At 57.5% G+C, this 25,909-nt stretch carries 19 protein-coding genes and 4 tRNA genes; 8 read left to right on the top strand and 15 right to left on the bottom strand.

All coding sequences use genetic code 11. The annotated features are described in order from the left end of the window. Window positions 1–147 precede the first annotated feature (147 nt). Complete coding sequence (pdxR, locus tag BJF97_RS00975) at window positions 148–1,608, bottom strand: MocR-like pyridoxine biosynthesis transcription factor PdxR (RefSeq protein ID WP_014227466.1); 1,461 nt, start codon at window positions 1,606–1,608, stop codon at window positions 148–150. 132 nt (window positions 1,609–1,740) lie between these two features. On the opposite strand from pdxR, the gene BJF97_RS00970 reads away from it, so the two are divergent. From BJF97_RS00970 to cyaY, 4 genes are all read left to right on the top strand, one after another. Continuing rightward, the gene (locus BJF97_RS00970; protein ID WP_014227465.1) at window positions 1,741–3,387 is read left to right on the top strand and encodes an amidohydrolase; all 1,647 of its coding nucleotides are present in this window, start codon (window positions 1,741–1,743) and stop codon (window positions 3,385–3,387) included. 204 nt (window positions 3,388–3,591) lie between these two features. Beyond that, window positions 3,592–5,268 (top strand): MFS transporter, encoded by a 1,677-nt coding sequence (locus BJF97_RS00965; protein WP_050595133.1) that lies wholly within the window; start codon window positions 3,592–3,594, stop codon window positions 5,266–5,268. Between the two features lie 86 nt (window positions 5,269–5,354). Next, complete coding sequence (locus BJF97_RS00960) at window positions 5,355–6,938, top strand: MFS transporter (RefSeq protein ID WP_032693763.1); 1,584 nt, start codon at window positions 5,355–5,357, stop codon at window positions 6,936–6,938. Between the two features lie 44 nt (window positions 6,939–6,982). After that, on the top strand, window positions 6,983–7,303 hold the full coding sequence (gene cyaY, locus BJF97_RS00955; protein ID WP_004097546.1) for an iron donor protein CyaY: 321 nt from the start codon (window positions 6,983–6,985) through the stop codon (window positions 7,301–7,303). Window positions 7,304–7,439: 136 nt separating this feature from the next. On the opposite strand, the gene cyaA is transcribed toward cyaY, so the two are convergent. Then, window positions 7,440–9,989: a class I adenylate cyclase gene (cyaA, locus tag BJF97_RS00950; RefSeq protein ID WP_009651720.1), complete on the bottom strand. Its 2,550-nt coding sequence runs from the start codon at window positions 9,987–9,989 to the stop codon at window positions 7,440–7,442. Between the two features lie 346 nt (window positions 9,990–10,335). Between cyaA and hemC the strand changes: the two genes are divergently transcribed. From hemC to hemY, 4 genes are read left to right on the top strand one after another with little or no spacing between them, the layout of a single operon-like run. Continuing rightward, complete coding sequence (gene hemC, locus BJF97_RS00945) at window positions 10,336–11,277, top strand: hydroxymethylbilane synthase (protein ID WP_032693764.1); 942 nt, start codon at window positions 10,336–10,338, stop codon at window positions 11,275–11,277. After that, window positions 11,274–12,014: a uroporphyrinogen-III synthase gene (gene hemD, locus BJF97_RS00940; protein WP_004097542.1), complete on the top strand. Its 741-nt coding sequence runs from the start codon at window positions 11,274–11,276 to the stop codon at window positions 12,012–12,014. The genes hemC and hemD overlap by 4 nt, the downstream gene beginning before the upstream one ends. 21 nt (window positions 12,015–12,035) lie before the next feature. Beyond that, complete coding sequence (gene hemX / locus BJF97_RS00935) at window positions 12,036–13,226, top strand: uroporphyrinogen-III C-methyltransferase (RefSeq protein WP_004097536.1); 1,191 nt, start codon at window positions 12,036–12,038, stop codon at window positions 13,224–13,226. A gap of 3 nt (window positions 13,227–13,229) precedes the next feature. After that, window positions 13,230–14,426 carry a protoheme IX biogenesis protein HemY gene (gene hemY / locus BJF97_RS00930; RefSeq protein ID WP_004097533.1) on the top strand — a complete coding sequence of 399 codons (1,197 nt, stop codon included), beginning with the start codon at window positions 13,230–13,232 and terminating at the stop codon, window positions 14,424–14,426. Window positions 14,427–15,011: 585 nt separating this feature from the next. On the opposite strand, the gene BJF97_RS00925 is transcribed toward hemY, so the two are convergent. The 13 genes from BJF97_RS00925 to wecB form a co-directional block, all read right to left on the bottom strand. Then, window positions 15,012–15,088: transfer RNA gene (locus BJF97_RS00925), tRNA-Pro, on the bottom strand. Window positions 15,089–15,133: 45 nt separating this feature from the next. Beyond that, a tRNA-Leu gene (locus BJF97_RS00920) sits at window positions 15,134–15,220 on the bottom strand. A gap of 22 nt (window positions 15,221–15,242) precedes the next feature. Further along, a tRNA-His gene (locus BJF97_RS00915) sits at window positions 15,243–15,318 on the bottom strand. 55 nt (window positions 15,319–15,373) lie between these two features. Then, window positions 15,374–15,450: transfer RNA gene (locus BJF97_RS00910), tRNA-Arg, on the bottom strand. 102 nt (window positions 15,451–15,552) lie between these two features. Continuing rightward, window positions 15,553–16,938 (bottom strand): bifunctional threonine/serine APC transporter ThrP, encoded by a 1,386-nt coding sequence (thrP, locus tag BJF97_RS00905; protein WP_014227461.1) that lies wholly within the window; start codon window positions 16,936–16,938, stop codon window positions 15,553–15,555. A 231-nt stretch (window positions 16,939–17,169) separates the two neighbouring features. Continuing rightward, complete coding sequence (gene wecG, locus BJF97_RS00900) at window positions 17,170–17,910, bottom strand: lipopolysaccharide N-acetylmannosaminouronosyltransferase (protein ID WP_014227460.1); 741 nt, start codon at window positions 17,908–17,910, stop codon at window positions 17,170–17,172. 11 nt (window positions 17,911–17,921) lie between these two features. Next, complete coding sequence (gene wzyE, locus BJF97_RS00895) at window positions 17,922–19,268, bottom strand: ECA oligosaccharide polymerase (protein ID WP_014227459.1); 1,347 nt, start codon at window positions 19,266–19,268, stop codon at window positions 17,922–17,924. Further along, entirely contained in the window at window positions 19,265–20,344 is a 1,080-nt protein-coding gene (locus tag BJF97_RS00890; RefSeq protein ID WP_032693765.1) for a TDP-N-acetylfucosamine:lipid II N-acetylfucosaminyltransferase, read from the bottom strand. Before BJF97_RS00890 ends, wzyE begins: the two co-directional genes overlap by 4 nt. Further along, a complete protein-coding gene (gene wzxE, locus BJF97_RS00885) occupies window positions 20,341–21,591 on the bottom strand; it encodes a lipid III flippase WzxE (RefSeq protein ID WP_014227457.1) in 1,251 nt (416 codons plus the stop codon). The genes BJF97_RS00890 and wzxE overlap by 4 nt, the downstream gene beginning before the upstream one ends. Before the next feature lies 1 nt (window position 21,592). Further along, a complete protein-coding gene (gene rffA, locus BJF97_RS00880; RefSeq protein ID WP_004097526.1) occupies window positions 21,593–22,723 on the bottom strand; it encodes a dTDP-4-amino-4,6-dideoxygalactose transaminase in 1,131 nt (376 codons plus the stop codon). 4 nt (window positions 22,724–22,727) lie between these two features. Then, window positions 22,728–23,402 carry a dTDP-4-amino-4,6-dideoxy-D-galactose acyltransferase gene (rffC, locus tag BJF97_RS00875; protein WP_014837069.1) on the bottom strand — a complete coding sequence of 225 codons (675 nt, stop codon included), beginning with the start codon at window positions 23,400–23,402 and terminating at the stop codon, window positions 22,728–22,730. A 78-nt stretch (window positions 23,403–23,480) separates the two neighbouring features. Then, the gene (wecC, locus tag BJF97_RS00870) at window positions 23,481–24,743 is read right to left on the bottom strand and encodes a UDP-N-acetyl-D-mannosamine dehydrogenase (protein WP_014227455.1); all 1,263 of its coding nucleotides are present in this window, start codon (window positions 24,741–24,743) and stop codon (window positions 23,481–23,483) included. Beyond that, window positions 24,740–25,870, bottom strand: a complete 1,131-nt coding sequence (gene wecB, locus BJF97_RS00865; RefSeq protein WP_004097518.1) for a non-hydrolyzing UDP-N-acetylglucosamine 2-epimerase — start codon at window positions 25,868–25,870, stop codon at window positions 24,740–24,742. Before wecB ends, wecC begins: the two co-directional genes overlap by 4 nt. Between the last annotated feature and the right edge of the window lie 39 nt (window positions 25,871–25,909).

Here is a 25,909-nt window from a genome sequence, read left to right as displayed (position 1 = left end):
TTCATTCTTTCTGTTTTCTATCATCGCAGGAGAAGACGTAAAAGCAAGCGTTTAGGGCAGCTTTATGACATCTGAAAAGCGGCTTTCCACCAGGGTTACAGCGCAAACGCGTTGGTAGATATACGCTGAGTATTTATTTTAGCAGGGTCACTGCCAGCATTTTTTTAGCGCTTGTATCGACTGCACAATATCCGCTTCCATCACGCCGGCAAATCCCAGCACCACGCCGTAATGATGGCGGCTTTCAGGCGTACCGGGGATCCACAATGCGCTCAGCGGCGTAATTTCCACGCCTGCCGCCTGGGCCTGGCTAACGAGACGGGTTTCTGTTTCAGCATCATCCAGCGTAATCGCCGCATGTAGCCCCGAGGCCACTTCCGGCATCACGCCAATATGGCTCAGATGCTGATTCCACTCCGCCAGCAGCAGATCGCGACGGCTTTTACTGATTCTGCGCATTCGCCGGATATGGGGCTGGAAATGCCCCTCCGAAATAAAGCTCGCCATCACCTGCTGGTCGTTCATTGGCGGCTGGCGGGTGGATAGCGTACGCAGCAGGTTCAGCGGTTCCACCAGCTGTTGCGGAACCACCATGTAGCCCAGGCGTAGCGCGGGATACATCACTTTGGAAAACGAACCGATATAAATCACCCGATGGCGGTTATCCAGCGCGGCGAGCGGCATCAGCGGCGTGCCGTTATAGCGATACTCGCCGTCGTAATCATCCTCCATAATCCACGCCTGATGCTTTCTGGCCCACTCCAGCAGCGTCATCCGCCGCGATAGTGAGAGCGTCGCGCCCGTCGGGTACTGGCATGACGGGCTCACGTAGACCATCCGGGCGTCGGGATAATCCGTCAACTGCGCCGTCTGAAGCCCCTCATCATCAACGTTAATCGCTTTAATATTCAAACCAAGGCAGGAGAATACGCCCGCCGCCGCCCAGTGGCAGGGGTTTTCCATAATGACGTCCTGCCCGACGCGCAGCAGCAGCGCGGAACAGAGCATTATCGCCTGTTGTGCGCCAAGGGTAATAATCACCTGCGCCGGATCGCACTTCAGGCCGCGCGAGGTATGCAGATAGCTGGCGATAAGCTCGCGCAGCTGTAAATCGCCCGCCGGAACGCCGTAACCCATTTGCGCAATGGGTCGCCGCCGCCAGAAGCGGTTTTGCAGGCGCGACCAGGTATCAAACGGGAAATGGTCAATCGCGGGCATGCCGATGCGAAAAGCCTTCGGCGGGCCATCGTGCACAAAATGGCGATTAAACCGCGCCGTCAGCGGCAGGCGCGAGTCGACGCGTAAGGCAGGAATTTCAGGGACGTCGGGGCCTTCGTCAACCTCCTGCCCGCGATAACGTATATAGGTGCCGTCGCCCTGTCGGGTTTCAATCAAATCGTCGGCATATAAACGCTCGTAGACCGAGACCACCGTATTGCGAGAAACCCCCAGCAGCCGCGCCAGCTCACGCGTCGCGGGTAGTTTAGCCCCGTGAAGACCGGGCGTATTCACCATCTTCTCTCTCAGGGCGCGATAAAGCTGCTCGCTACGCTTTCTGCCAGCATCCAGCTTTATACCCGTTAAATCAAAAGGCAGAGCAACCGACAAATTGGCACCTTAATATCGTGGGTTTTTGGTCCTGTTATACATCCAATATGACAATTAGCATAGGCGCATTAATACTCATGATGAAAGCGACGCCTTTCATCGCTCTCTGAACCCTCAATGATTGAGCCTACTATGTCAGCATCAGAAATCACGATTTTTGCCGCTAAAAAAATCATTACGATGTGCCCGAACCGCCCGGAGACCACCCATGTTGCGGTGCGCGGCGACCGTATTTTAGGCACCGGCACGCTTGAAGAACTCACCGGCTTTGGCGAATACCAGCTGGACGAGACCTTTGCCGATAAAGTGTTAATGCCCGGCCTGATTGAAGCCCACTCGCACGTCACCGGCGGCGGTATGTGGCAATTCCCCTATGTGGGTTACTACGATCGCCCGGACCATACCGGTAAAGTCTGGAAAGGCTGCCGCTCTTTTGACGACGTCGTCAGCGCGCTGCAGGCGGTGGAACGTGAGATGACCGATCCGCACGCGCCGCTGATCGCATGGGGCGTTGATCCCATTTATTTCGGCAGCGAAAAGCTGGGCCGCGAACATCTGGACCGCGTCTCAACCACCCGTCCGGTCGCGGTTATCCATATGAGCATCCACCTGATGGGCGCCAATACCGCCGCGCTGCACGACTGCGGAATATTTGACGATTGCCAGATTGAAGGCGTGGTGAAAAATCAGGACGGTACGCTGCACGGCGAGCTGGTGGAGTTCGCCGCCATGGGGCCAATCCTGAATAAATATGGTTTCTGGGACGAACTCACCACCGAAATCGCCATCGCCAATTTCGGCCAGGAAGCGTTTCGCGCAGGCTGTACCAGCGCAGCCGATATGGGTCTGACCGATTTCAGCAATCCCGAGCTGATGACCAACTACATCCGCATGACCCGTGAAGAGGACTTCCCGATTCGTCTGCTGGTGGCCTACGGCCCTCCTTTCGTCAAAAAACCCTTCCAGGAAGCGCTGGATTTCGCCCCGGACGTTATGCGTCACGGGCACGAAAAAATGCACTTCGGCCCGATGAAAATCTTCCTCGACGGCTCTATCCAGGGTGGGTCAGGACGGATGCTGGAGCCCTTCTATTATCTGGATGGCCACAACGGCGCGTGGAACGCCACGCCGGAAGAGGTGGAGCAGCAGGTCTACGACATCATGTCCCGCGGCTACCAGGTTCACTGCCACTGTAACGGCGACGAGGCCTCGGAAGCGTTCATTAAAGCCGTCGAGAAAACCCTGAATCGTATTCCGGCAGTGAACCACCGCGCGGTGATGCAGCACGCGCAGATGCTGCGTGAAGATCAGTTCAAACGCATCAAAGAGATGGGTATGGGCGTGAACTTTTTCAGCAACCACGTCTATTACTGGGGCGATCAGCACTACAGCCAAACCATGGGCCCGGAGCGCGCAATGCGTATGGACGCCTGCGGCAGCGCGGTGCGCCACGGTATTCCTTTCGCCTTCCACAGCGATTGCGGCATCACCCCCATCAACCCGCTGTTCACCGGCTGGTGCGCGGTGAACCGCCTGACGGCATCCGGGCGCGTACTGGGCGAAGCGGAAAAAATCTCCGTCGATCAAGCGCTGCACGCGATGACCCTCGGCGCGGCATGGACCATGAAAATGGACCATCTGATCGGCAGCATCGAATGCGGTAAATACGCCGACTTCACCGTGCTGGAAGACGATCCGCAGGCCATCGAGCCGGTTCAGCTTAAAGATGTGAAGGTCTGGGGCACCGTGCTGGGCGGTAAGAAACAGCAAATCCAGTAATCCTGTTGCGAACATTATCCACCCGGCGGCGACGTCGGGCGGATAGCTATTGCACAAAATCATTCACGTTGCATCAAGGCGGCACCTGAGAGAATCCCCGGTCACTTACTACAGTAAGCGACCGGGGTGAACGCAGGCAGCCAGCACAGAGGCAGCTAGAAGGACGATGTGTAGATTGCCTGAAATTAACCACAGAACACGATCATGACGACAAATTCAGTAATTAACTCTCCCGGCATGTCGCGCAACGCGGCCGCCGATACGGCGATGAAATGGTTGCCGCTGCTGGTACTGTGCCTCGCTCAGCTTTCGACATCCGGCGATAATGCCACGCTGAGCATCGCTACCGGCGCGCTGGTCAAAGACCTGCACGCGTCAATGGATCTCATCAGCATCGCCAACGCGATGTATTCGCTGGCCGCGGGCTCTCTGATGGTCGCCGCCGGGATGGCCGGGCTTATCGTCGGCTGGAAGAAAACCTTCCGCATCGGCTGCGCGCTGCTGTTTCTTGCCGAGCTGACCGCTTATTTCTCACCGAACATGCTGGTCTTCACCTACGGCGCCCGTCTGCTTTCCGGTATTGGCGGAAGCTTTATGATCCCTTCGGTGCTGGGGCTTATCGCCAGTAACTATAAAGGCCGCCAGCAGGCGATCGCCTTTGGCGCTATCGGCGCGGCAAGCGGCGTCTCCTTCGCCGCCGGTCCGTTGATTTGCGGCCTGCTGGTTGACCATTTCGGCTGGCGTGCGGCGTTTGCCGCTATCGCCGGCCTGTGCATCGTGATCTTCAGCGGCTCTTTCCTCGTCCCTACGCCGGCAAAACCTGAACGCAAAGTGGTGTTCGATCTGCCGGGCGTCGTCCTGACCGTTATCGGCCTGTTCAGCGTGATCCTCGGCTTCCTGAAAGTCTCGAGCTGGGGTCTGTTTACGCCGTTTAACGCGCCGTTCACCGTCATGGGTCTTAGCCCGGCGCCGTTCCTCGTCCTGTTTGGCCTGATCGTGCTGGCGATTATGCTGAAGTGGGAGCGCCATCGCGAAGCCACCACCGGCAGCGCGCTGATCCCGCTGTCGTTCCTCGCAACGCCGCAGGTGCGTAACGGTCTCTATCTGACGGCGTTTATCTTCCTCGCCTACGGTTCCGGTATTTTTGTGACCGTGAGCTTTGTACAGGTGGTTGCCGGGCTGAACGGTATTGAAACCGGCTTGCTCATTCTGCCGTTTGCGCTGGGCGTCGTGGTCTTTTCGCTGGGGCTGCCGATCGTCTGGAAAAACGCGAATCCGAAACGGATGTGCCAGAGCGCGCTGCTCATCGGCACGCTGGGCTCCGTGTTGTGCATCTTCGGCTTCGGCCCGTCCGATTTCAGCATGATCGTGCCGGTAGGGATGTGTCTGATTGGCATCAGTATGGGCATCGTTTCCGCCTATTCCAGCTATATTGTTACCAGCGCCCTGCCGGCGCGCGATGCGCAGCAGTCCGGCGGCGTGCAGGCGACTTCGCGTAACGTCGGCCAGGCAATCGGCGTAGCGGTTTGCGGTATGGTGATGCTGACGGCGGTCACCATGACGGTACAGGATATGGCCAGCCACGACGCTTCGCTAAGCCAGGATACACAGCAGAAGGTGGCAAATCTCTCCGTTATTCCTTATCTCAGCGATACGGGTTTCTCAACGCTGATGCTGGACCAGGGCGTGAATCAGAAGGATGTAACGGAACTCAACCAGGTCTATAAAACCGCCCGCCTGAAAGCCACGCGAGCGGGTATGGTCGCCACCGCGGTCATGACGCTGCTGTTTTTATTCGGGACGCGCAATCTTCCCGTCCGCGCCAGGGGTTCTGATGACGCAGCAGGAGAAGAGCCGCGTGCGAAGAAGTCGAAAATCTGAGTTAAGATCGAAAGATAACTAACAATAACGCGCCCCTCCCGCGAGGAAGGGCGCGTTTTGTCGTTTCTATCAAAAAGGAACACGCTGTGACCACCAACCCTACACCGACAAACTGGTTACCTTTGGTTGTCTTATGCTGCGCACAGTTTCTGGCTTCCGCCGATAACGTGACGTTAAGTATCGCCACGCAGGCGCTAATGAACGATCTGCACGCCACGCTTGGGCAGGTCAGTACAGCGAATACCATGTATCCGTTGGTTGCGGGCACGTTTATGGTGGCAGGCGGAATGCTGGGGTGTATCTGGGGTTGGCGGATGCTGTTTCGCATCGGCTGCCTGATTTTTATCCTCGCCGAAGCCTGCGCCTTTTTTTCGCCATCGATCGCGCTCTTTACCTGGGGCGCGCGTCTGACCGCCGGGATAGGCGGTAGCCTGATGATCCCCGCCGTTTTTGGCCTGATCTCTGCCCTGTATCAGCAGCGACGACGGGTTGCCGCCTTTGGCGCGCTGGGTGCCTCCAGCGGCATTTCATTCGCCTGTGGTCCAATTGTATGCGGATATTTGCTGGACCACGTCGGCTGGCGCATCGCGTTTGCCTCGCTTGGCCTGCTGGCGCTGCTTATCCTGCTCTGCTCCGTCATCATCCCGGCATCAGAAAACAAACGCGCCGCTATCGCCTTCGATACCCTGGGCTTTCTGTTAGGCACCCTGGGGCTGTTCCTGACGATTTTCGGTATTCTGCGCATCCCGGTCTGGGGGCTGGTTATGCCCTTCGACCCGGCAGTGAGCGTTCTCGGCCTGAGCCCCGCCCCTTTCGTTATTCTCTGCGGCCTGATGGTGCTGATGATGATGCTGCGCTGGGAACGTCATTTTGAAGCCACCACCGGCCACGCTCTGCTCCCCGCGGTTTTCCTGAAAACCCGCCTGGTGCGCCACGGGCTCTATCTCACCGGTTGGATATTTTTTGCCTACAGTTCGGCTATTTTTACCGTGGTGAGTTTTGCGCAGATTGTTAAAAGCGTATCGGCGATGGAAACAGGGCTGCTGATACTCCCTTTTGCGATATGTCTCGCCGCCTGTTCGCTGGGCCTGCCGCTGTTTATTCAGCAGCGAAACCCTCGCCGCCAGTGCCAGATGGGGCTGACGGCGGGAATCGCCGGCGCTCTGGTCGCCGCCGCGGCGCTGCACGTAACGGGGTTTACCCCTGTACTGATGGCGTCAGGGCTTTGTTTAATCGGCGCGGGGATGGGCACCATCGCGGCCAATGCCCCGATACTGGTCACCACTGGCGCAGGGAATCGGCACGCCGAACAGTCCGGCGGCGTTCAGGCCGCCTCGCGCGATATCGGGCAGGCATTAGGAATGGCGTTAATCAGTACCGTCATGCTCACGGTGTTGACCTTCCTGATGAAATATCAGGTACAGCACGACCCGGCAATGGACCTGGCCGCCCGACAGGCCATCGGCCATCTCACGTTTATCCCCTGGACGAGCGATCGGACTTTCCATCAGCTTATCCAGACACAAAACCTGGCACCCGGCGATCTCTCTGGCCTTCTTCAGCATTATCAACAGAGCCGGATGCTGAGCGCGCGTTACGGGTTGCTGGCGATGGCGATCGTGACGTCTCTACTGCTGATCCGCCTTCGCCATCTGCCGAAGTCATCGTAGATTGCGCTATACTGCCGCCACGATCAAAAAAGCGGGAAAGAACCATGAACGACAGTGAATTCCATCGCCTGGCCGATACCCTGTGGATGACCATCGAAGAGCGTCTCGACGACTGGGATGGAGACAGCGATATCGACTGCGAAATCAACGGCGGCGTGCTGACTATCAGCTTTGAAAACGGCAGCAAAATTATTATCAACCGCCAGGAGCCGCTGCACCAGGTATGGCTGGCGACAAAACAAGGCGGCTACCATTTCGACCTGAAAGGCGACGAGTGGGTATGCGACCGCAGCGGCGAAACCTTCTGGGATCTGCTGGAACAGGCGGCGACCGCGCAGGCCGGTGAAGCGGTGAGTTTTCGCTAAACGCGCGTGACTCGAGTTCCCCGGATTGCGGCTAACGCCGTATCCGGGCGACAAAACCCATATCACCCCGAAGCCCGGGCAAGCGAAGCGCCCCCGGGAAATTTACCTGCGCCGAATGACAGGTCTACGCGGCGGGTCATGAGTAGTGCTGCAACATCGATGATGTCGCGGAATCCTCACCTGCAGCAAGGGTGGCCGCGGCAATCACCTGGCTGCGGAACGGGATCACCTGTTCGCGGCCGTCGACGTCGACGATTTGATAAAACTGCGGCAGGTTAAAGTTGATAAAGCTGGAGCCGTAGGTAAAGCGGTCATGCGACGAAGAGTAGAAGCGGCTGACGTCGCGTACCAGCTCTTCTTTGCTGCCTTCGCAGTGGTGATACACCTCGGCGCGGTTGCTCTCATCAAGGATATAGATGTTAAATCCGTTATCGTTATCCGCATCTTCAAAGAAGAACTGAATAATCCCTTCGCTGGCAAAACCATCCACCACCTGCGGCAGCCTGACGTGGTTGGTTTCCACCTGCACCGACAGGCCGTGCAGTTTGTTATGCGAAATCGCGCCGTAGAATTCGATGGCGTTTTCCAGCTTCTGTACCGAGACGTTAAGACGCTCGAAGAAGAGTCCCCAGGTCTGCCCGGAAACACGTAGCGCTTTAAAACGGCCGGTATCCTGACGGGTGCTGGAAAGACGCAGCTCAACGCATTCAGACACCAGCTGCTGCACGCGAGTGCGGATCAGGCCGCGCAGATGCTGGCTATAGCAGAAAACTTCCACGCTATCCGGCGGCGCGGCGTCCTGGTGCATCTTGCCAAGAATGGTTTTCAGCGCTTCGATCATCGCCTGCTCGCCGTTAAAGTGCAGCGTACGCACCTCGTTCCACGAGTTGCGGTACAGCAGATCGATGCTGCCAATCAGGCACTTTTGCTCTTCGCCGAAGCTGAAAACATCCAGCTTGCGGAAGTCGAAATGCACCACCTGATTGCGGAAGGCCGCCGTCGGGTCATATTCGAGGTTGACGATAATCGCCAGGTGGCGAATTTCGCAGGGGCTATACAGCGCTTTCGGCGTCGGAGACGGCAGGCGCAGCGGGAAGTGATGCGCCACATCGGCCACCATCTCCTGCAGTTTCGCCAGGTCGACAATCCCGTTGCCCTTAATAAACAGGCGTGTGCGTGACGTCAGCAGGCCGTTAAACCAGGCCCAGGCCACCAGCTTATTAAGATAACGGTTATATTCCAGCGGCTGATGGCTGATGATCGATTCCATGTCCGGCGCGCGGTTATAGACATACCAGCCGGTACGGTTGGCACGGCCCGGCGGCACGTGGATGAAAGTCAGATTCGGCTCAGACAGATCCGGCGAAATTTGCGGGTTTACCAGGGTCACTTTCCCCGGCAGCGCTTCAAAGGCGGCGTACAGCTTACGCGTCAGCACGCCAATATCCTGCGGGCTGGCGGAAACGCTCAGGTTATTACGGCGCGCAAAGCGAATCAGGTTGCGATAGCTCTGCATCATCGCATCAAGCAGTTCGTTGTGCGCTTTACGGACTTCGTCAATCTTCCAGTTGGCCCGGTTATCGAGCATCATCAGACGCTTTTCATCCCAGCCCCACTCTTTCACCAGGTGGCTGACGACTTCACGGCGCCAGCCGACGCAGGCGCGCTCGCGGCTCAGCTTCTCGCACACTTTTAAATAGAAACATCGACGCACCAGATCGAGGCGCGTTTCATCTTCGATGGCCTGCAGATAGAGCGTGACGCGCTCCAGCATCATGCAGTAAGGGTCAAGGCCAAACGAGACAATTTCACCATCATGCAGGCGCTGCTTGATATCTTTCGCCAGCAGACGGTTGTTGGGGTACTCCCAGGAGTACGCTTCCAGCAGCAGCGTCTTCAGCACGGCCTTATAGGGCGAGTCGATACTTTTATACAGCTGCCACAGGCTGGCGCCGAAGTACTCTTCTGCCGAGAGGGAGCTCAGGCCGCCGAGATCCAGCCATTCGTTCGGCGTCAGCACGCCCTGCGCGTAGAGGCTCATCACGTAATCGTCGTAATGCTCTTCTTCATCGCACGGCACCATATTCCACAGAATACGTTTCCCGGCAAGGCGCACCGCGGTACGGTAAAACTCATCCAGCAGCAGGATGTGTTGAGTTGAGCCGCAGTCTTCACCGCCCAGGCTGCCGCTTTCGTTATGGCGGAAGCGGTTTTCGTCGATCAGGAAGAAGCTGACCTCAACGCCCAGCGACGCCGCCCAGCTCTCGAGCAGGCTACATTTGCGCTGCAGCAGCTGGCGCTCTTCGCTATCCAGCCATGATTGGTGGCAAACCCAGATATCCAGGTCGGAAGAGCAGCTTTGGCCGACGGAAGAAGTACTGCCCATAGAGTAAAGGCCGGTGATCGGCAGCTCGCCTTTCGGCGGCTCTTTGGCCAGCATTCCACGGTTGAGCTCGAGTTCATCAAGATAGTGACGTTGGGTTTCATCAGGCGTGTAGAGGCAAATGCCACGGGGAACGTTACCGTCAAGGTAACCCGGCATCAGCGGATGATGATAATGTAGTAATGTCGGCAGTAGACTGTAAACCTGCTGGAAAGCGGGTCCCATGGCAGCAAGGGCGCGATCCACGCGCAATTGGTTGATGGCATCCAGTCTCTGTTTCAGTGTCTCAATATAGAGGTACAAGACATATCGCCTGATGTTCAAAAACCCGACGTACAATAGTACGGAGAGTTTCAGTATTTCAACAAAAACCGTCACCATTCGTCGTCGGTGTGGTTGTGATGAACTGCTGACTGACAAATGGTTTAAAACGTGATCAATCTAACACCTTGCTGATTGACCGTAAAGAAAGATGAGCTACATACAAGTGTAGCACCCTTTACTACGTGTAAATTCTTCACTACGTTTGCGGCAACCCGCAAACGCATGAAAGGCTAAAAAAATGGCCGCGACCCTTAACCCCACAAAACTAACATCCCTAAGACAACAATGTTAGGATGGTTAGTGGTCGACTATGACGGTAACAAGCATGTTAGACAAAGTTTTGAGAATTGCCACACGGCAAAGCCCGCTTGCGCTATGGCAGGCACATTATGTGAAAGAGCGCCTGGAGTCCTGTCATCCGGGGCTTTCCGTTGAGCTGGTGCCTATGGTCACCCGCGGCGACGTGATCCTTGATACGCCCCTTGCAAAAGTGGGCGGTAAGGGCCTCTTTGTGAAAGAGTTAGAGCTGGCCATGCTGGAAGGTCGCGCCGACATTGCCGTCCATTCTATGAAGGACGTGCCGGTGGAGTTTCCCGAAGGGCTGGGGCTGGTGACCATCTGTGAACGCGAAGATCCGCGCGACGCCTTTGTCTCGAATCACTACGCTTCCATTGATGAACTCCCCCACGGCAGCATCGTTGGCACCTCAAGTTTACGCCGTCAGTGTCAGCTGGCCGCCGCGCGGCCGGATCTCACGATCCGCTCCCTGCGCGGCAACGTTGGCACGCGTCTGGGCAAGCTTGATAGCGGCGAGTACGACGCCATTATTCTGGCCGCCGCAGGACTTAAGCGCCTGAACCTTGAGGCGCGTATTCGTCAACCGCTGTCCCCGGAGCAATCTCTGCCCGCCGTCGGCCAGGGCGCGGTCGGCATTGAGTGTCGCCTTGACGACGAATGGACCAAAACGCTGCTGGCCCCGCTGAATCATACGGAAACGGCCATCCGCGTCCGCGCTGAACGGGCGATGAACACCCGGCTTGAAGGCGGCTGTCAGGTGCCTATCGGCAGCTATGCCGAACTGATCGACGGTGAGCTATGGCTGCGCGCGCTGGTTGGCGCGCCGGATGGCTCACACACGGTACGCGGCGAGCGGCGCGGTCGCCCGGAAGATGCCGAAAGGCTGGGCGTCGCCCTTGCCGAAGAACTTCTGGATAACGGCGCTCGCGACATTCTCGCCGTCGTCTACGCAGGAGAAGCGCCTCAATGAGCATTCTGGTTACCCGTCCGCTGCCGCAAGGCGAAGAGTTAGTCAGCCGCCTGCGCGCGCTGGGACGCGTGGCCTGGAGCTTTCCGCTCATTGAGTTTACCCCGGGCCGTCAGCTCCCTGAGCTGGGCGGCCAGCTGGCAAGCCTCGCCGCAGGCGATTTACTCTTCGCGCTATCTCAGCATGCCGTCGAGTTTGCCCACGCTCGCCTCCAGCAGCAGGGGCTGCGCTGGCCCACGGCGCCCGACTATTTTGCCATTGGCCGCACCACCGCGCTGGCCCTGCATAAGGTCAGTAATCGACAAGTTCGCTACCCGTTAGATCGGGAAATCAGCGAAGTCTTGCTACAATTACCTGAATTACAAAACATTGCGGGGAAAAAAGCGCTCATCCTGCGCGGCAACGGCGGGCGGGAATTACTCGGTGACACGCTTCGCGAACGCGGCGCTGATGTCACTTTTTGTGAATGTTATCAACGTAGTGCAAGGCACTACGATGGCGCAGAAGAAGCAATGCGCTGGCAGTCTCGCGGGGTTTCGACGCTGGTCATCACCAGCGGCGAGATGCTGCAGCAGCTCTGGACGCTAATACCACAGTGGTATCGCGAACGTTGGCTCCTGAGCTGTCGCATTTTCGTTGTCAGTGAACGTCTGGCCGAGCAGGCCAGGGAATTGGGCTGGCAGGATATCCAGGTTGCCGATAGCGCCGACAACGATGCGCTGCTACGCGCATTACAATAACTCTCAACATTGGAAGCCATAATGACGGAACAACAGAATCAATCCGCCGTGGTTGAAGAGACCAGGGAGGCCGTGGAAACGACGCCACAGCCAGAGAAGAATGTCGAAAAGAAAAACGGCGGCAGTAAAACCAGCCTCGCCCTGAGCGCTATAGCTATCGCTATCGCCCTCGCCGCTGGCGTAGGCCTTTATGGTCTGACGAAGACCCAGGCAACCCGCCAGAGCGAAGCCAGCGCCGGGCTATCCAGCCAGATCGCCGCGCTGCAAAAAGCGCAGGAGAGCCAAAAAAGCGAGCTTGAAGGCATCATCAAGCAGCAGGCCGACCAGCTGACGGAAGCGCAGCGTCAGCAGGATTCTCTGGCGAAGAAGCTGGAAGAAGTGCAGGAGAAGGTCGCGGTCATTTCCGGCAGCGATGCAAAAACCTGGCTGCTCGCGCAGGCTGATTTCCTCGTAAAACTGGCCGGACGTAAGCTGTGGAGCGATCAGGACGTGACGACCGCCGCCGCGCTGCTGAAAAGCGCCGATGCCAGCCTCGCCGATATGAACGATCCGAGCCTGATTTCCGCCCGTCGCGCCATTACCGACGATATTGCTTCGCTTTCCGCCGTGAGTCAGGTCGACTACGACGGCATCATTCTGAAAGTGAACCAGCTCGCCAACCAGATCGATAATTTACGCCTGGCGGACAACAACGACGATGATACCCCGATGGATTCCGATAGCGATGAGCTATCCAGCTCCATTAGCGAGTGGCGGGTAAACCTGCAAAAAAGCTGGCAGAACTTTATGGACAGCTTTATTACCGTTCGCCGCCGCGATGAGACCGCCGTGCCGCTGCTGGCGCCAAACCAGGACGTCTATCTGCGCGAAAACATCCGCTCCCGGCTGCTGGTCGCGGCGCAGGCGGTTCCGCGTCATCAGGAAGAAACCTACAAACAGGCGCTGGATAACGTCTCGACGTGGGTTCGTGCTTACTACGACACTGAAGATGCCACCACCAAAGCCTTCCTTGAGGACGTGGATAAGCTCAGCCAGCAAAGCATCACCATGAACGTACCGGAGAGCCTGCAGAGCCAGGCGCTGCTTGAGAAACTGATGCAAACGCGGGTACGTAATCTGATGGCGCAGCCGGCTGAAACCCAGGCCAGCGCCCCGGCTCCCGCGCCGGCACCTGCTGCCCACGCGCCAACGCCTGCGCCACAAGGAGAGTAACGCATGTTGAAAATTCTCTTACTCTTCGCGCTGCTGCTTGCCGGGATCGTGGTCGGTCCGATGATCGCGGGTCATCAGGGCTACGTCCTGATCCAGACCGATAATTACAACATTGAAACCAGCGTCACCGGGTTAGCGATCATCATGATCCTCACCATGGTAGTGCTGTTTGCCATTGAGTGGCTGCTGCGGCGCATTTTCCGCACCGGCGCACATACCCGCGGCTGGTTCGTGGGCCGCAAGCGTCGCCGCGCGCGTAAGCAAACCGAGCAGGCGCTGCTGAAGCTGGCGGAGGGCGATTATCAGCAGGTTGAGAAGCTGATGGCGAAAAATGCCGATCACGCTGAGCAGCCCGTTGTGAACTACCTGCTGGCGGCAGAAGCCGCCCAGCAGCGTGGCGATGAAGCCCGCGCCAACCAGCATCTGGAGCGCGCGACAGAGCTCGCCGGCGACGACCTGATACCTGTCGAAATCACCCGCGTACGCCTGCAGCTGGCGCGTAATGAAAACCACGCCGCCCGCCACGGCATCGACAAGCTGCTGGAGATCACGCCGCGTCATCCGGAGGTCCTGCGCCTCGCCGAGCAGGCCTACATTCGTACCGGCGCCTGGAATTCGCTGCTGGATATCATTCCATCAATGGCGAAAGCCAACGTCAGCGATGAAGAGCACCGTGCCGAACTGGAACAGCTGGCGTGGATTGGCCTGATGGATAAAACGCTGGCCGACGGCGGCAGCGAAGGTCTGCGCGACTGGTGGAAAAGCCAGAACCGAAAAACCCGCAGCCAGGTGGCGCTACAGGTGGCAATGGCTAATCGCCTTATCGAAAGCGACGACCATGATACCGCGCAGCAGATTATTATCGAAGGTCTGAAAAAGCACTACGACGATCGTCTGGTGATGCCGATCCCGCGGCTGAAAACGAATAATCCGGAACAGCTGGAAAAGGTGCTGCGCCAGCAGATCAAAACGGTCGGCGACCGTCCGCTGCTGTGGAGTACGCTGGGACAATCGCTCATGCGTCACGGCGAGTGGCAGGAAGCCAGCATCGCGTTCCGCGCAGCGCTCAAGCAGCGCCCGGATGCGTTTGACTACGCGTGGCTGGCCGATACTCTTGACCGCCTGCATCAGCCGGAAGAAGCGGCGACGATGCGTCGCGACGGCCTGCTGTTAACCCTGCAAAACAACCCGCAGCAGTAATGCCCTTCTCGCCTCCATCGGGGGCGAGAATCTCTTCTCTTCCCGCCTGAGCGTTTCTCTATCCCTGAAAAGAAAAAAACGCCTGCTCTGAAACCAGGGCAGGCGTTAAAACAGGTCTGTTTGACAACAAATTGGGTGCTTCACTCAACGTAGTGTCCATGGTGTTTGATGAGGCTATATGGCTTCATCCTTCACGCTGTCTCTTCGTTGGCTGCACACGCTCACCCCAGTCACTTACCTTTGTAAGCTCCTGGAGATTCCCGTGCTGGCCGTCTCGACACATCATGAATGATTTAGCATATAAAATGCGACATCTGTCAGTGGACGATAAGCACCGTAAAACGGCTCTGCATCATTCCTGAGTTTATGAGGCACTAAGGCGAACATAAGAGATGGAATGAGCATCTACCCGTTTATTATCGCACAGGATCGGTAGAAAATGCATCTATCCGCACAAGGAATTGGGACTATTCTGGACAATAAATCGCATGCTGATTAGCGAGATATTTTTTGCGATATCAGGGAGATAGGAACGTTTTTGCAGACGCGGAAAACAAAAAACCCCGCCGAAGCGGGGTTCAAAATTGGTCGGCGAGAGAGGATTCGAACCTCCGACCCACTGGTCCCAAACCAGTTGCGCTACCAAGCTGCGCTACTCGCCGATGTACTGCTTTTTTGAATTTTTAGTTCAATTCTTTATAAAGTCGTGGTGCGAGGGGGGGGACTTGAACCCCCACGTCCGTAAGAACACTAACACCTGAAGCTAGCGCGTCTACCAATTCCGCCACCTTCGCAATATCACAACTTTCTAAATAATGGGGTGGCTAATGGGATTCGAACCCACGACAACTGGAATCACAATCCAGGGCTCTACCAACTGAGCTATAGCCACCACTGCAAATCTTTTACGCGGTATTGAAACCACCGCAGCTCCAGCACCGGGTAAATGGTGCGCCCGACAGGATTCGAACCTGAGACCTCTGCCTCCGGAGGGCAGCGCTCTATCCAGCTGAGCTACGGGCGCTTAGCGCCGTTGCGGGGTCGGATAATACGGACTTCCTCCCCCGCTGTCTAGTGCCTTTTTAAAGAAAATTATTGTTTGCTCATGCTTTGTGCGTTTTGTTGCTTATTGCGCCACATTATCAACATTTCCGCGTCGGCCAAGGCCAAATACCTTATAAATAAGCGTTACGGCGGCGAGGAAAATCATTCCGACAAAGAGCGACATACGCGTATCGTCGTTAAATCCCATCCCTATCAGCACGCAAATCAGGAACGCCATGGTCAAATAGTTCGCCCACGGGAACAGCAGCGAGCGAAACGGATGGCTGGCCATTGCTTCTTTATGCACGAGACGAAAACGCAGCTGGCTAATCAGAATCACAAACCACGGCACCATCCCCGGCAGCACGCTGGCGCTGTAGACGTAGACGAAAACTCGCTGTGGATTAGGGATAATGTAGTTCAGGCACGAGCCGACCAGCAGAATCAGGATCGACAGCGCCACGCCCGCTGACGGCACGCCGTTGCGCGAAACTTTGGCGATGGCCGCGGGCAGCTGACGGTTTTTTGCCAGCGCGTAGAGCATGCGGCCGCAGCTGTACATGCCGCTGTTACAGCCGGAAAGCGCCGCCGTGAGCACCACAAAGTTGATAATGCCCGCCGCCGCGGTGATGCCGATTTTGGCAAAGGTCAGTACGAACGGACTGCCGTTGGAGCCAATTTGATCCCACGGGAAAATAGTGACGATCACAAAAATCGCCCCGACATAGAAAATCAGGATTCGCCACAGTACCTTGCCAACCGCGCTACGCAGCGTAACCTGCGGATTCTTCGCTTCACCGGCGGTAATCCCGATAAGCTCGACGCCCTGATAAGACGCGACCACGATGCACAGCGCCGTCAGGAAGCCCTTCCAGCCGCCGGCGAAGAAGCCACCGTGCTCGGTCAGATTGCCAAAGCCAATGGCGTGCCCGCCGTTGCCAAAGCCAAAGAAAATAACGCCCAGCCCCACCACGATCATCACAATAATGGTGGTGACCTTAATCATGGCAAACCAGAATTCAATTTCGCCGTACAGCCGTACCGCCGCGAGGTTTGCCAGCGCCACCAGCCCGACGGCAATCAGCGCCGGTATCCACTGCGCCATATCCGGGAACCAGAACTGCACATAAACCCCGATAGCCGTAATCTCCGATATCCCGACCGCCATCCACATAAACCAGTAGGACCAGGCGGTGAGATAGCCGAAAAATGGGCTCATATAGCGGTGTGCGTAAACGGCGAACGATCCGGTTACCGGTTCGAGGAACAGCATTTCGCCCATCGAACGCATGATGAAGAAGACAAAGAGCCCGGCGATAATATACGCCAGCAGAACCGAAGGTCCGGCCCACTTCAGCGTACTGGCCGCGCCCATAAATAACCCGACGCCAATTGTCCCACCAAGAGCGATTAGCTCAATGTGCCGCGCCTCCAGTCCCCGCTGAAGTTCCGCTTTTTTCTCAGTCATATAGCCTCTTGTGTTTGCCCTGCTCCGGGTTTAAGCGCATCCCAACCGGGATGTGTCTATGCCGGTTATTTTTATTGAATAAATAGCCCTGCCTGCGCGACGGTAAACTGACCGTCGCGTTTTAAGCATGCGAATGGTTAATGAATTTGAGGGAAATGGCAAATAAAGTATCAGGCGAGTGAAGACATTACACAGAATACCCAGGTAAACCCGCCCGCTTGCAGTGGAATGTCACAGCTTATCGGTGTAATGCCAGCGTAAATAGCGCAGCAGGCGCGCCTGCCTTTTTATGCGGCTCGGCTGCGAAACCAGGCGATAGAACCACTCCAGACCCAGGTCCTGCCAGAACTTCGGCGCCCGCTGGACGTGGCCGGTAAAGACATCGTAGGTGCCGCCCACGCCCATATACAGCGCCTGCGGATAAACGTCCCGACAGTCGCGCATCAGGATCTCCTGACGCGGCGAGCCCATCGCCACCGTGACGATTTTCGCCCCGCTATCGCGGATACGCTCAAATAGCGCCTGACGCTGGTCAGCGGCAAAATAGCCATCCTGGCTTCCAACGATATTCACGTTCCAGCGCTGGCGAAGCTGCTGCTCCGTCTGCGCCAGCACCTCAGGCTTGCCGCCGATCAAAAATACCGGCGTTCCCTGAGCGCCTGCGCGCGCCATCAGGGCTTCCCATAAATCGGCGCCGGCGACGCGCGACACCTGAGCCTGAGGGTATTTTTTACGTAATGAACGTACTACGCTGATGCCATCAGCGTATTTGAATTCTGCCGCTTCAATCAGCGCCCGGACTTCGGGGCTGTCTTCTACCGCCAGCATCTTCTCTGCATTAATCGCCACCAGCGTTCCCGTGCGGATCTCACCATCGGCGTACAGATAATCCAGAGCGTGTTGCATATCGCGCCAACCAATGAGTTGTAGCCCTCTCAGCAGGTACAACGGCGCGGATGTGGTCTCAGTCATGTACACCCTTATCAGACTTGAGGTTGCGTCAGCGGTTTGGCCCGCCGGTGAATCAGCCCCACGCTATCAAGGAACCAGTACAGCAGTTTTGCCGCCAGCAGGCAGATCCCAAAGATAACGAGGAAAAAAACCACGCGAGAGCCAAATGAATCCAGCCCTTCACGCGCCAGCACGATCATGTTGAAGATAGCGCCAAAACAGAAACTGTGCAGAATCGCCGCTTTATAGCGGTTCGTTTCCCGGTTGCCAAGCTCGTACAGCCAGTCAAACCATTTAATAATCAGCCCAACCGCCACCGCGCCCAGCGGGACGAACCAGACGCCGCCCATCACCACCAGCGAGCCAATCAGGGTCGGCGAAATCGCCAGACCAGAATGATTATTCAATACTTCCCAGGTGAAATAGTTCGCGGTATTGAGCACCATTGTCGGACGACCGTGCCACAACCAGCTGGGGATAAAGACGTAAAAATCCCGGATGATTGGCGCCAGCCCCTGGAACTCAATCTTGTCGTAATTTTGCAGCAGCAGGGCCAGATTCTCCCACGGCGAGAAGGTGTCGCGGGTCAGATAGAGGAAAGTATAAAACGCCTCATCGCCGCTGACGTTCATGCCATAGCGCTTCAGGGCCAGCCAGAACATACCGACGATGCCCAGCACGCCCGCCGCCGCTAGCATCCACAGGCTGATCCAGCCGCGAATGATGCCGATAAACAGGAAGATGGCAAACGCGATGATGATATTCGCCCGGGTGCCGCCAACGATGGCGTAGGTCAGCAGGCCAAAGGCGACGGTGCTGACAAGGAAGAATATCCACGCTTTATAATCCTGACGCAGAAAATAGACCACCAGCATTGCCGGGATGAAAAAGTAGAAGAAGCGCTTTAGCGCCACGCCGGAGACTTCGCTGGAGAAGATCTGGCTGTAGGAGTTGAGCTTGAATAACAAGAAGCCGTTATGCGCAAAGAAGATGCCGACGCAAAGCAGCGCCAGCCCCAGCAAAATGCCCCAGGTGAGGTGGGTCTCCACGCGATTCATCGTAAACAGCGGACGATGCGGATGACCGTGCGTCGCCGACCGTAGCCGCGTTTTATAAGTCACGTAATAAACCGCATAAAAGCAGACGGAAACCAGCAGGGTTTGCAGCAGAATTTCCGGCGGGGCGACCGCGACGTCAAAGCGGAACACCAGAATACTGGTCAGCGGGAAGCCAAAGAAAAACGTCAGCAGATACAGCAGCGAGAAAAAGACGTTGAAGTTGAAGCGTACGCGACGAAATTCAAAGTACGTGGCGGTGGCGATAAATAGCGTCGACAGCAGCCAGACCAGCAGCAGCCCGCTAAATTGCATTAATGTCATGCGTCCACCCCCGCAGCAATTCGCAACGCTCGTCGCCAGCCCGTCAGGTAATTCGGCCGGAAAAAGGCGATTTGATTTTTATCCACACCGGCCAGCTGGCGCTGCGCTTCACGCACAACGCTCACATCCAGCGCATCGCTGGTAAAGAGTACCGGAATATGCTGCTCCGACATATCCTGCCAGAAGGGATTCTCCCGGTTCAGCACGCAGGGGATCCCCGCCTGAATCAGCAGGCACAGCGTGCCGATACCCTGCTGGCGGGCAAACAGGAAGTAGCCAAGATCGCAGCGGCGCAGCAGGGCAAGGTAGTCATCAAACGCCAGCTTGTCGCTCAATACCTGGAAATGCTGCGGGCTGAACAGCTCCGCGCCGGCCGCGCGGACTTCGTTGATGTAGTCGCCATTATTTGCCGGATAACCCATCGGCACGACAACGTTAACCGTATCGCCAAACTGCTGGCGAATCGCACGCAGCGCCGCGATATGCTCGTTGCTACGGTCGCCGGAATTACCCACCAGGATAGTCAGCGTGTCGCCGCGCGGCGCGCTATCGGCGAGCGAATTCAGCGCCGGATCCATGCGGGTCGGAAAGTAGAGCAGCTCTCCCGCTACGCCAGAATGGCGGGCGGCGAACCAGCTCAGATCGCCCCTGGTCGCAAACACGCGACCTACCCGGCCCTGCGCCAGGCGCCGCAGGGGATAAAACAGGCGAAACTTCAGGCTGGCGGAGTTCTCGTACAGATCCGCTCCCCAGATATGCCAGTTAAACTGCGTCGGGCGGATCCCGCCGCTGAGCAGCGCCAGCCACAGGCCGGTATTAAACTGGCCGTGAAAGAAAAAGCGCTGCTGCCGGTTCGCCTTTGCCAGCGCGATAACCGCCTTTGCCAGCGACTTTTTCCCCGGATAGCAGCGAATGGAGAGTGCGGGATAAGCGGCGCAAATTTCTGTCGCATCACCGACGACCATAAACAGGCGAGCCTGTTCGTCATCCACGGCCAGCTCATCATTAAAGAACCGCAGCACGGTCTGGTTGTGGTGCGGGATATCCGATCCCAGTACATGTATCAGTGCTGTCATGCCCGTTTACGCCAAAGTAAAAACACGCCGCTGCAGAGGGCGAAATAAACAATATAGGTAGCCATATACGCCTGCGCCGCGCCGATTGCGCCGTGCGCCGGGATAAGCCAGTGCGAGAATGCGGTCAACAGCGTGAACTGGCTGATTTCCGTCAGAATATAAAAACGCAGCGAGGCTTTGGCGATCACCAGATAGCCATAAACATAAGCCCCGACCTTTAACACATCGCCCACCAGCTGCCAGGCAAACAGATCGCGCATCGCCGTAAAGCGGTCGGAAAAAAGTAGCCAGATAGCGAAATCACGCAGCAGCCACACCGTTAAGCTCGCTGCCGCCACCGCCGGGAGGACAAATTTTAACGATTTGCCAATCTCGCGGGTGATATCCGCTTTCGCCGTCAGACGGGACAGCGTTGGTAAAAGATAAACGCTAAATGACGCGGTAATAAACTGCAAATAGGCGTCGGAGATGCTGCTCACCCCTTGCCAGATCCCCACCGCGTCCCAGCCATAGTGGGCCGCCAGCAGGTTACGCATCATCACGTAGGCGACCGGCAGCGTCACCGAGGTAATCAGCGCCATCAGGGTAAATTTCGACAGCTGCCCCGCCAGGCCGTTGTCCCAGCGCGGGCGCAGCGCGCTTAGCGGAATATTGCCGCGACGCCACAGTACGATAGCCGCCGGCACCACCACCAGCGCCGGCACCAGCGCCAGCCCCAGCAATGCGCCCTGATAGCCGCCAAAACGGTAGCAGGCATAGTACGCCGCCACGCCAATCAGGCTCCCGGCGATAAGCGACAGCGCATTACCCGCCGCATCGCGAAAGCCTTTCATCAGCGCTAACAGGAAATTCGCCCAGGCAATCCCCATCTGCACCAGCGCCACCAGCCGTACCAGATTCTGGTAATGTTGATGACCGAATAGCCCCTGGCTTATTGGCGCGGCCGCCAGCAGGAAGATCAGCGCCAGCAGGGTGGAGAAACCGAGTACCATCGCTGAAGCGGTGCCAACGACGTTGTTCAACTGCCGGCGATCGTCATGATGCTGCGCCACCAGCTTCGTGACGCCGTTGAATATCCCGGCCCCCGCCAGCACGCCAAGCACGGTCACCAGCTGGCGGAAGTTACCCGCCTGCCCCACGCCAGCCGGGCCGAACGACACGGCCAGCAGTTTTACCACCAGCAGACCGGCGCCGATTTTGACCAGCGTGGACGCCGCGGTCCACAGAGACGCTTTTGCCAGCGACATATCAGGAGAAATAGCTCAGCAGCGAGTTAATTACCGTGCGCTGGTTAACGTTCGACAAATTGTAGAATAACGGCAGGCGCAGCAGGCGTTCGCTCTCTTGGGTCGTGTAGCGATCCGTCCCGTGGAACTCGCCGAAGTTCTCCCCGGCCGGGCAGCTGTGCAGCGGGATATAGTGGAATACCGCCAGAATTTCCGCCTCTTTCAGCCAGGCGATCAGCTTGCTGCGATCGTCAATATCGCGCAGCTTGATATAGAACATATGCGCATTTTGCCCGCAGTCGGCAGGCACGATGGGCAGATCGATACGCCCGGCGCGCGCCAGCGGCAGCAGGGCGTCGTAGTAGTTCTGCCACAGCGCCAGACGCTGCTGGTTAATCCGCTCCGCCGCTTCCAGCTGCGCCCACAGATAGGCCGCCTGTAAATCGGACATCAGGTAGCTGGAGCCGATATCGCGCCACGTATATTTATCCACCAGGCCACGGAAAAATTGGCTGCGGTTGGTGCCTTTTTCACGAATGATCTCCGCGCGCTCTATCAGCGTGCGATCGTTAATCAGCGTTGCGCCGCCTTCACCGCCCGCGGTGTAGTTTTTGGTTTCATGGAAGCTGAAGCAGCCAATATGGCCGATAGTGCCGAGCGCCCGGCCTTTATAGGTCGACATCACGCCCTGAGCGGCATCCTCCACCACAAACAGATTATGCTTGCTGGCGATAGCCATAATGGTGTCCATCTCGCAGGCCACGCCGGCGTAGTGGACCGGTACAATCGCGCGGGTTTTCTCGGTGATGGCCGCTTCAATCAGCGTTTCATCGATATTCATGGTATCGCGACGAATATCAACGAAGACGATTTTCGCGCCGCGCAGCACAAAGGCGTTGGCGGTGGAGACGAAGGTATAGCTCGGCATAATCACTTCATCGCCCGGCTGAATATCCAGCAGCAGCGCCGCCATTTCCAGCGAAGCGGTGCAGGACGGCGTCAGCAGCGCTTTCGCGGTGCCGAAACGCTGCTCCATCCACTGCTGGCAGCGGCGGGTAAAACCGCCATCGCCGCACAGCTTGCCGCTCCCCATCGCGGACTGCATATAATCAAGCTCGGTACCCACCACCGGCGGCGCGTTAAATGGAATCATCATGTCACCTGTATAACCAGTACGCGGTGCTTTCGACATTGGCACCGCTAAGAATGTAACGTTTAAGCGCGGCGGTGTTGCCCATCTGGGTCGCCACCCGCAGTGTCGTCAGCTCGCGCAGCGCGGCCCAGCGCTGCGCCGCCTGCATTAATTCCGCTCCGGCGCCGCGTCCGGCCAGCAGGCCAATCCTCGCCTCGCGCTCGCTGAGCTGGCGCAGGGAGACAAACGCGCGGATATCGCCGTCAGGGGCGCGAAGCACCAGACACTGGTGATCGAAGGTACCGCGCACCGCATTTTCAATCCACTGGGCATAGAAACGACCGCTGGCATCGTCGGCGTACCAGGGGGCGCGAAAACGGCTCTGCGCAAAGGCCAGCGCCGCCAGTTCGCGCAGCCGGGGGATATCCACCTCGGTCGCCGGCTCGGCGCCGATATCATCAGAAGCCGCGGGCGGAAGCGCAAGATCGACCTCGCCCTCCACCAGCCGGAAGCCTAATGCCTGCAGCGCATCCAGGCGCGCGGTATCATCCGCCGCAACTTTCGCCTGCACCCGCGACCATCCCGCCAGCGCTTGCACCGTCAGCGGCGGCGCATCGTCGCCAAAGCGGAGAATGGCGCTATTGACGCCGAAGAAGCGGTTTTCCCACTCAAGGGGCTCAATACTGGCGCGGGCGAACATAAAATAGATCTGTTAAGTTTTGGTCACGATGAAAGCGCGCGAAGCTGCGAACGCTTTCATCTTTTACCAGACGCCCTCTCACCGCCACACCCCTTTGGTATCGACGATAAACTGCTGGCTAACGCTATCCCCGCCGACCGCTTTAAATTCTTTATGATCGACCAGCATCACCAGCACATCGGCGCTCGCCAGCGCCTCGTCCAGCGACGCCAGAGCGCACAGTCCGTCGAGCTTTTTCGGCAGCTGATGAATATTTGGCTCAACGACCAGGGTTTCGCCGCCGTGCCAGCGGGCGATCTGCGCGGCAATGGCCATGGCCGGGCTTTCGCGCAGGTCATCAATATTCGGCTTAAACGCCAGGCCAAAACAGGCGATTTTTAGCTCGCTGGCGCGTTTGTTGCTGGCGGCGAGGCAGTCGGCGACCCGCGCTTTGACCTGATCGATCACCCATTCTGGTTTGTGGTCGTTGACTTCACGCGCGGTCCGGATAAGCCGCGCCTGCTGCGGGTTTTGCGCCACGATAAACCACGGGTCGACCGCGATGCAGTGGCCGCCAACGCCCGGCCCCGGCTGGAGGATATTGACGCGCGGATGACGATTCGCCAGACGAATCAGTTCCCAGACGTTGATCCCCTGATCGGCGCAAATTAGCGAAAGTTCATTGGCAAAAGCGATATTAACGTCGCGGAAGCTGTTTTCAGTCAGCTTGCACATTTCGGCGGTGCGCGAGTTGGTCACCACGCATTCGCCTTCGAGGAAAATTTTATACAGCTCGCTGGCGCGGGCTGAGCAAACCGGCGACATGCCGCCAATCACGCGATCGTTTTTAATCAGCTCAACCATCACCTGCCCCGGCAACACGCGCTCCGGACAGTAGGCGATATTGACGTCCGCCGCTTCGCCAACCTGCTGCGGGAAGCTCAGATCGGGGCGCATTTCCGCCAGCCAGCCCGCCATCTGCTCGGTTGAACCCACCGGCGAGGTGGACTCAAGGATAACCAGCGACCCTTTCTTCAGCGTCGGTGCGATAGATTTCGCCGCCGACTCGACGAAAACCATATCGGGTTCATGCAGGTCTTTAAACGGCGTCGGCACCGCAATCAGGTAAGCGTCGGCTTCTACCGGAGCGGTAGTGGCGCTCAGGTAGCCCTGCTCGACCGCCGTTTTGACGACGCTCGCCAGATCCGGCTCCACGATATGAATTTCACCACGGTTAATGGTCTCCACGGCGTGTTGATTGATATCAACGCCGACCACCCGCTTTTGCCGGGAGGCGAACGCGGCAGCGGTTGGCAGGCCAATATATCCAAGGCCAATCACTGAAATGGTAGAAAAATTCATAGCGTTACCTGATTATTTTTAAGTGCAGACAAAATACGATGACACGCATGTCCATCGCCATACGGGTTATGCGCCCGGCTCATGGCCTGATACGCGGACTCATCTTGCAGCAGGCGCGTGACCTCATTGACGATGCGCTGGCTATCGGTACCCACCAGGCACACGGTGCCCGCGCTGACCGCCTCCGGGCGCTCGGTCATTTCACGCATCACCAGCACCGGTTTCCCGAGCGAGGGCGCCTCTTCCTGGATACCGCCGGAATCGGTCAGGATCAACCACGCGCGGTTCATCAGCCAGACAAACGGCAAATAATCCTGCGGCTCAATAAGTATGACGTTCTCAACGTGGCCGAGAATGCGCTTCACCGGTTCGCTGACGTTCGGATTCAAATGCACCGGATAGACGATCTGTACGTCCGGATTGTTCGCGGCGATCTCCGCCAGCGCATGGCAGATTTGCTCGAAACCGCGGCCAAAGCTTTCCCGACGGTGTCCGGTGACCAGAATCATCTTCTTGCCGTTGGCGAGGAAGGGATAACGCTGAGTCAGCTCGTTGTGCAGGGCTTCATCGCTCAAAACCCGGTCGCGCACCCAGAATAGCGCGTCAATAACCGTATTTCCGGTTACCGTGATCCGATTGTCGGCGATGTTTTCCCGCAGCAGGTTCTGCCTTGAGGTTTCCGTCGGCGCAAAGTGGTACGTCGCCAGATGCCCGGTCAACGTACGGTTCCCCTCTTCCGGCCACGGCGAGCTCAGATCGCCCGTGCGCAGCCCGGCTTCCACGTGTCCTACCGGGATCCGCTGATAGAAAGCGGCCAGGCTTGCCGCCATCGTCGTGGTGGTATCGCCATGCACCAGCACCACGTCTGGTTTAAACGACTCCAGCACCGGCTTTAAACCTTCAAGGATGCGACAGGTAATCTCCGTCAATCCCTGACCCGGCTGCATAATATTGAGGTCGTATTCCGGAACAATAGAAAAAAGTTTCAACACCTGATCGAGCATCTCCCGATGCTGCGCGGTCACGCAAACTTTCGCCTCAAAATGAGGATCCTTTGCCAGCGCATGAACCAGAGGCGCCATCTTGATAGCTTCTGGTCTCGTGCCAAATACCGTTAGTACTTTCACATCGATTCTCTTCGATTAGGCGATGAAGGCGACATGTCC

This window comes from Klebsiella sp. LTGPAF-6F (genome assembly GCF_001753185.1).
Taxonomy (GTDB): Bacteria; Pseudomonadota; Gammaproteobacteria; order Enterobacterales; family Enterobacteriaceae; genus Klebsiella; species Klebsiella michiganensis.
Note: the sequence above shows the minus strand (reverse complement) of the source record. Positions and strands in the feature narration are given on the sequence as shown.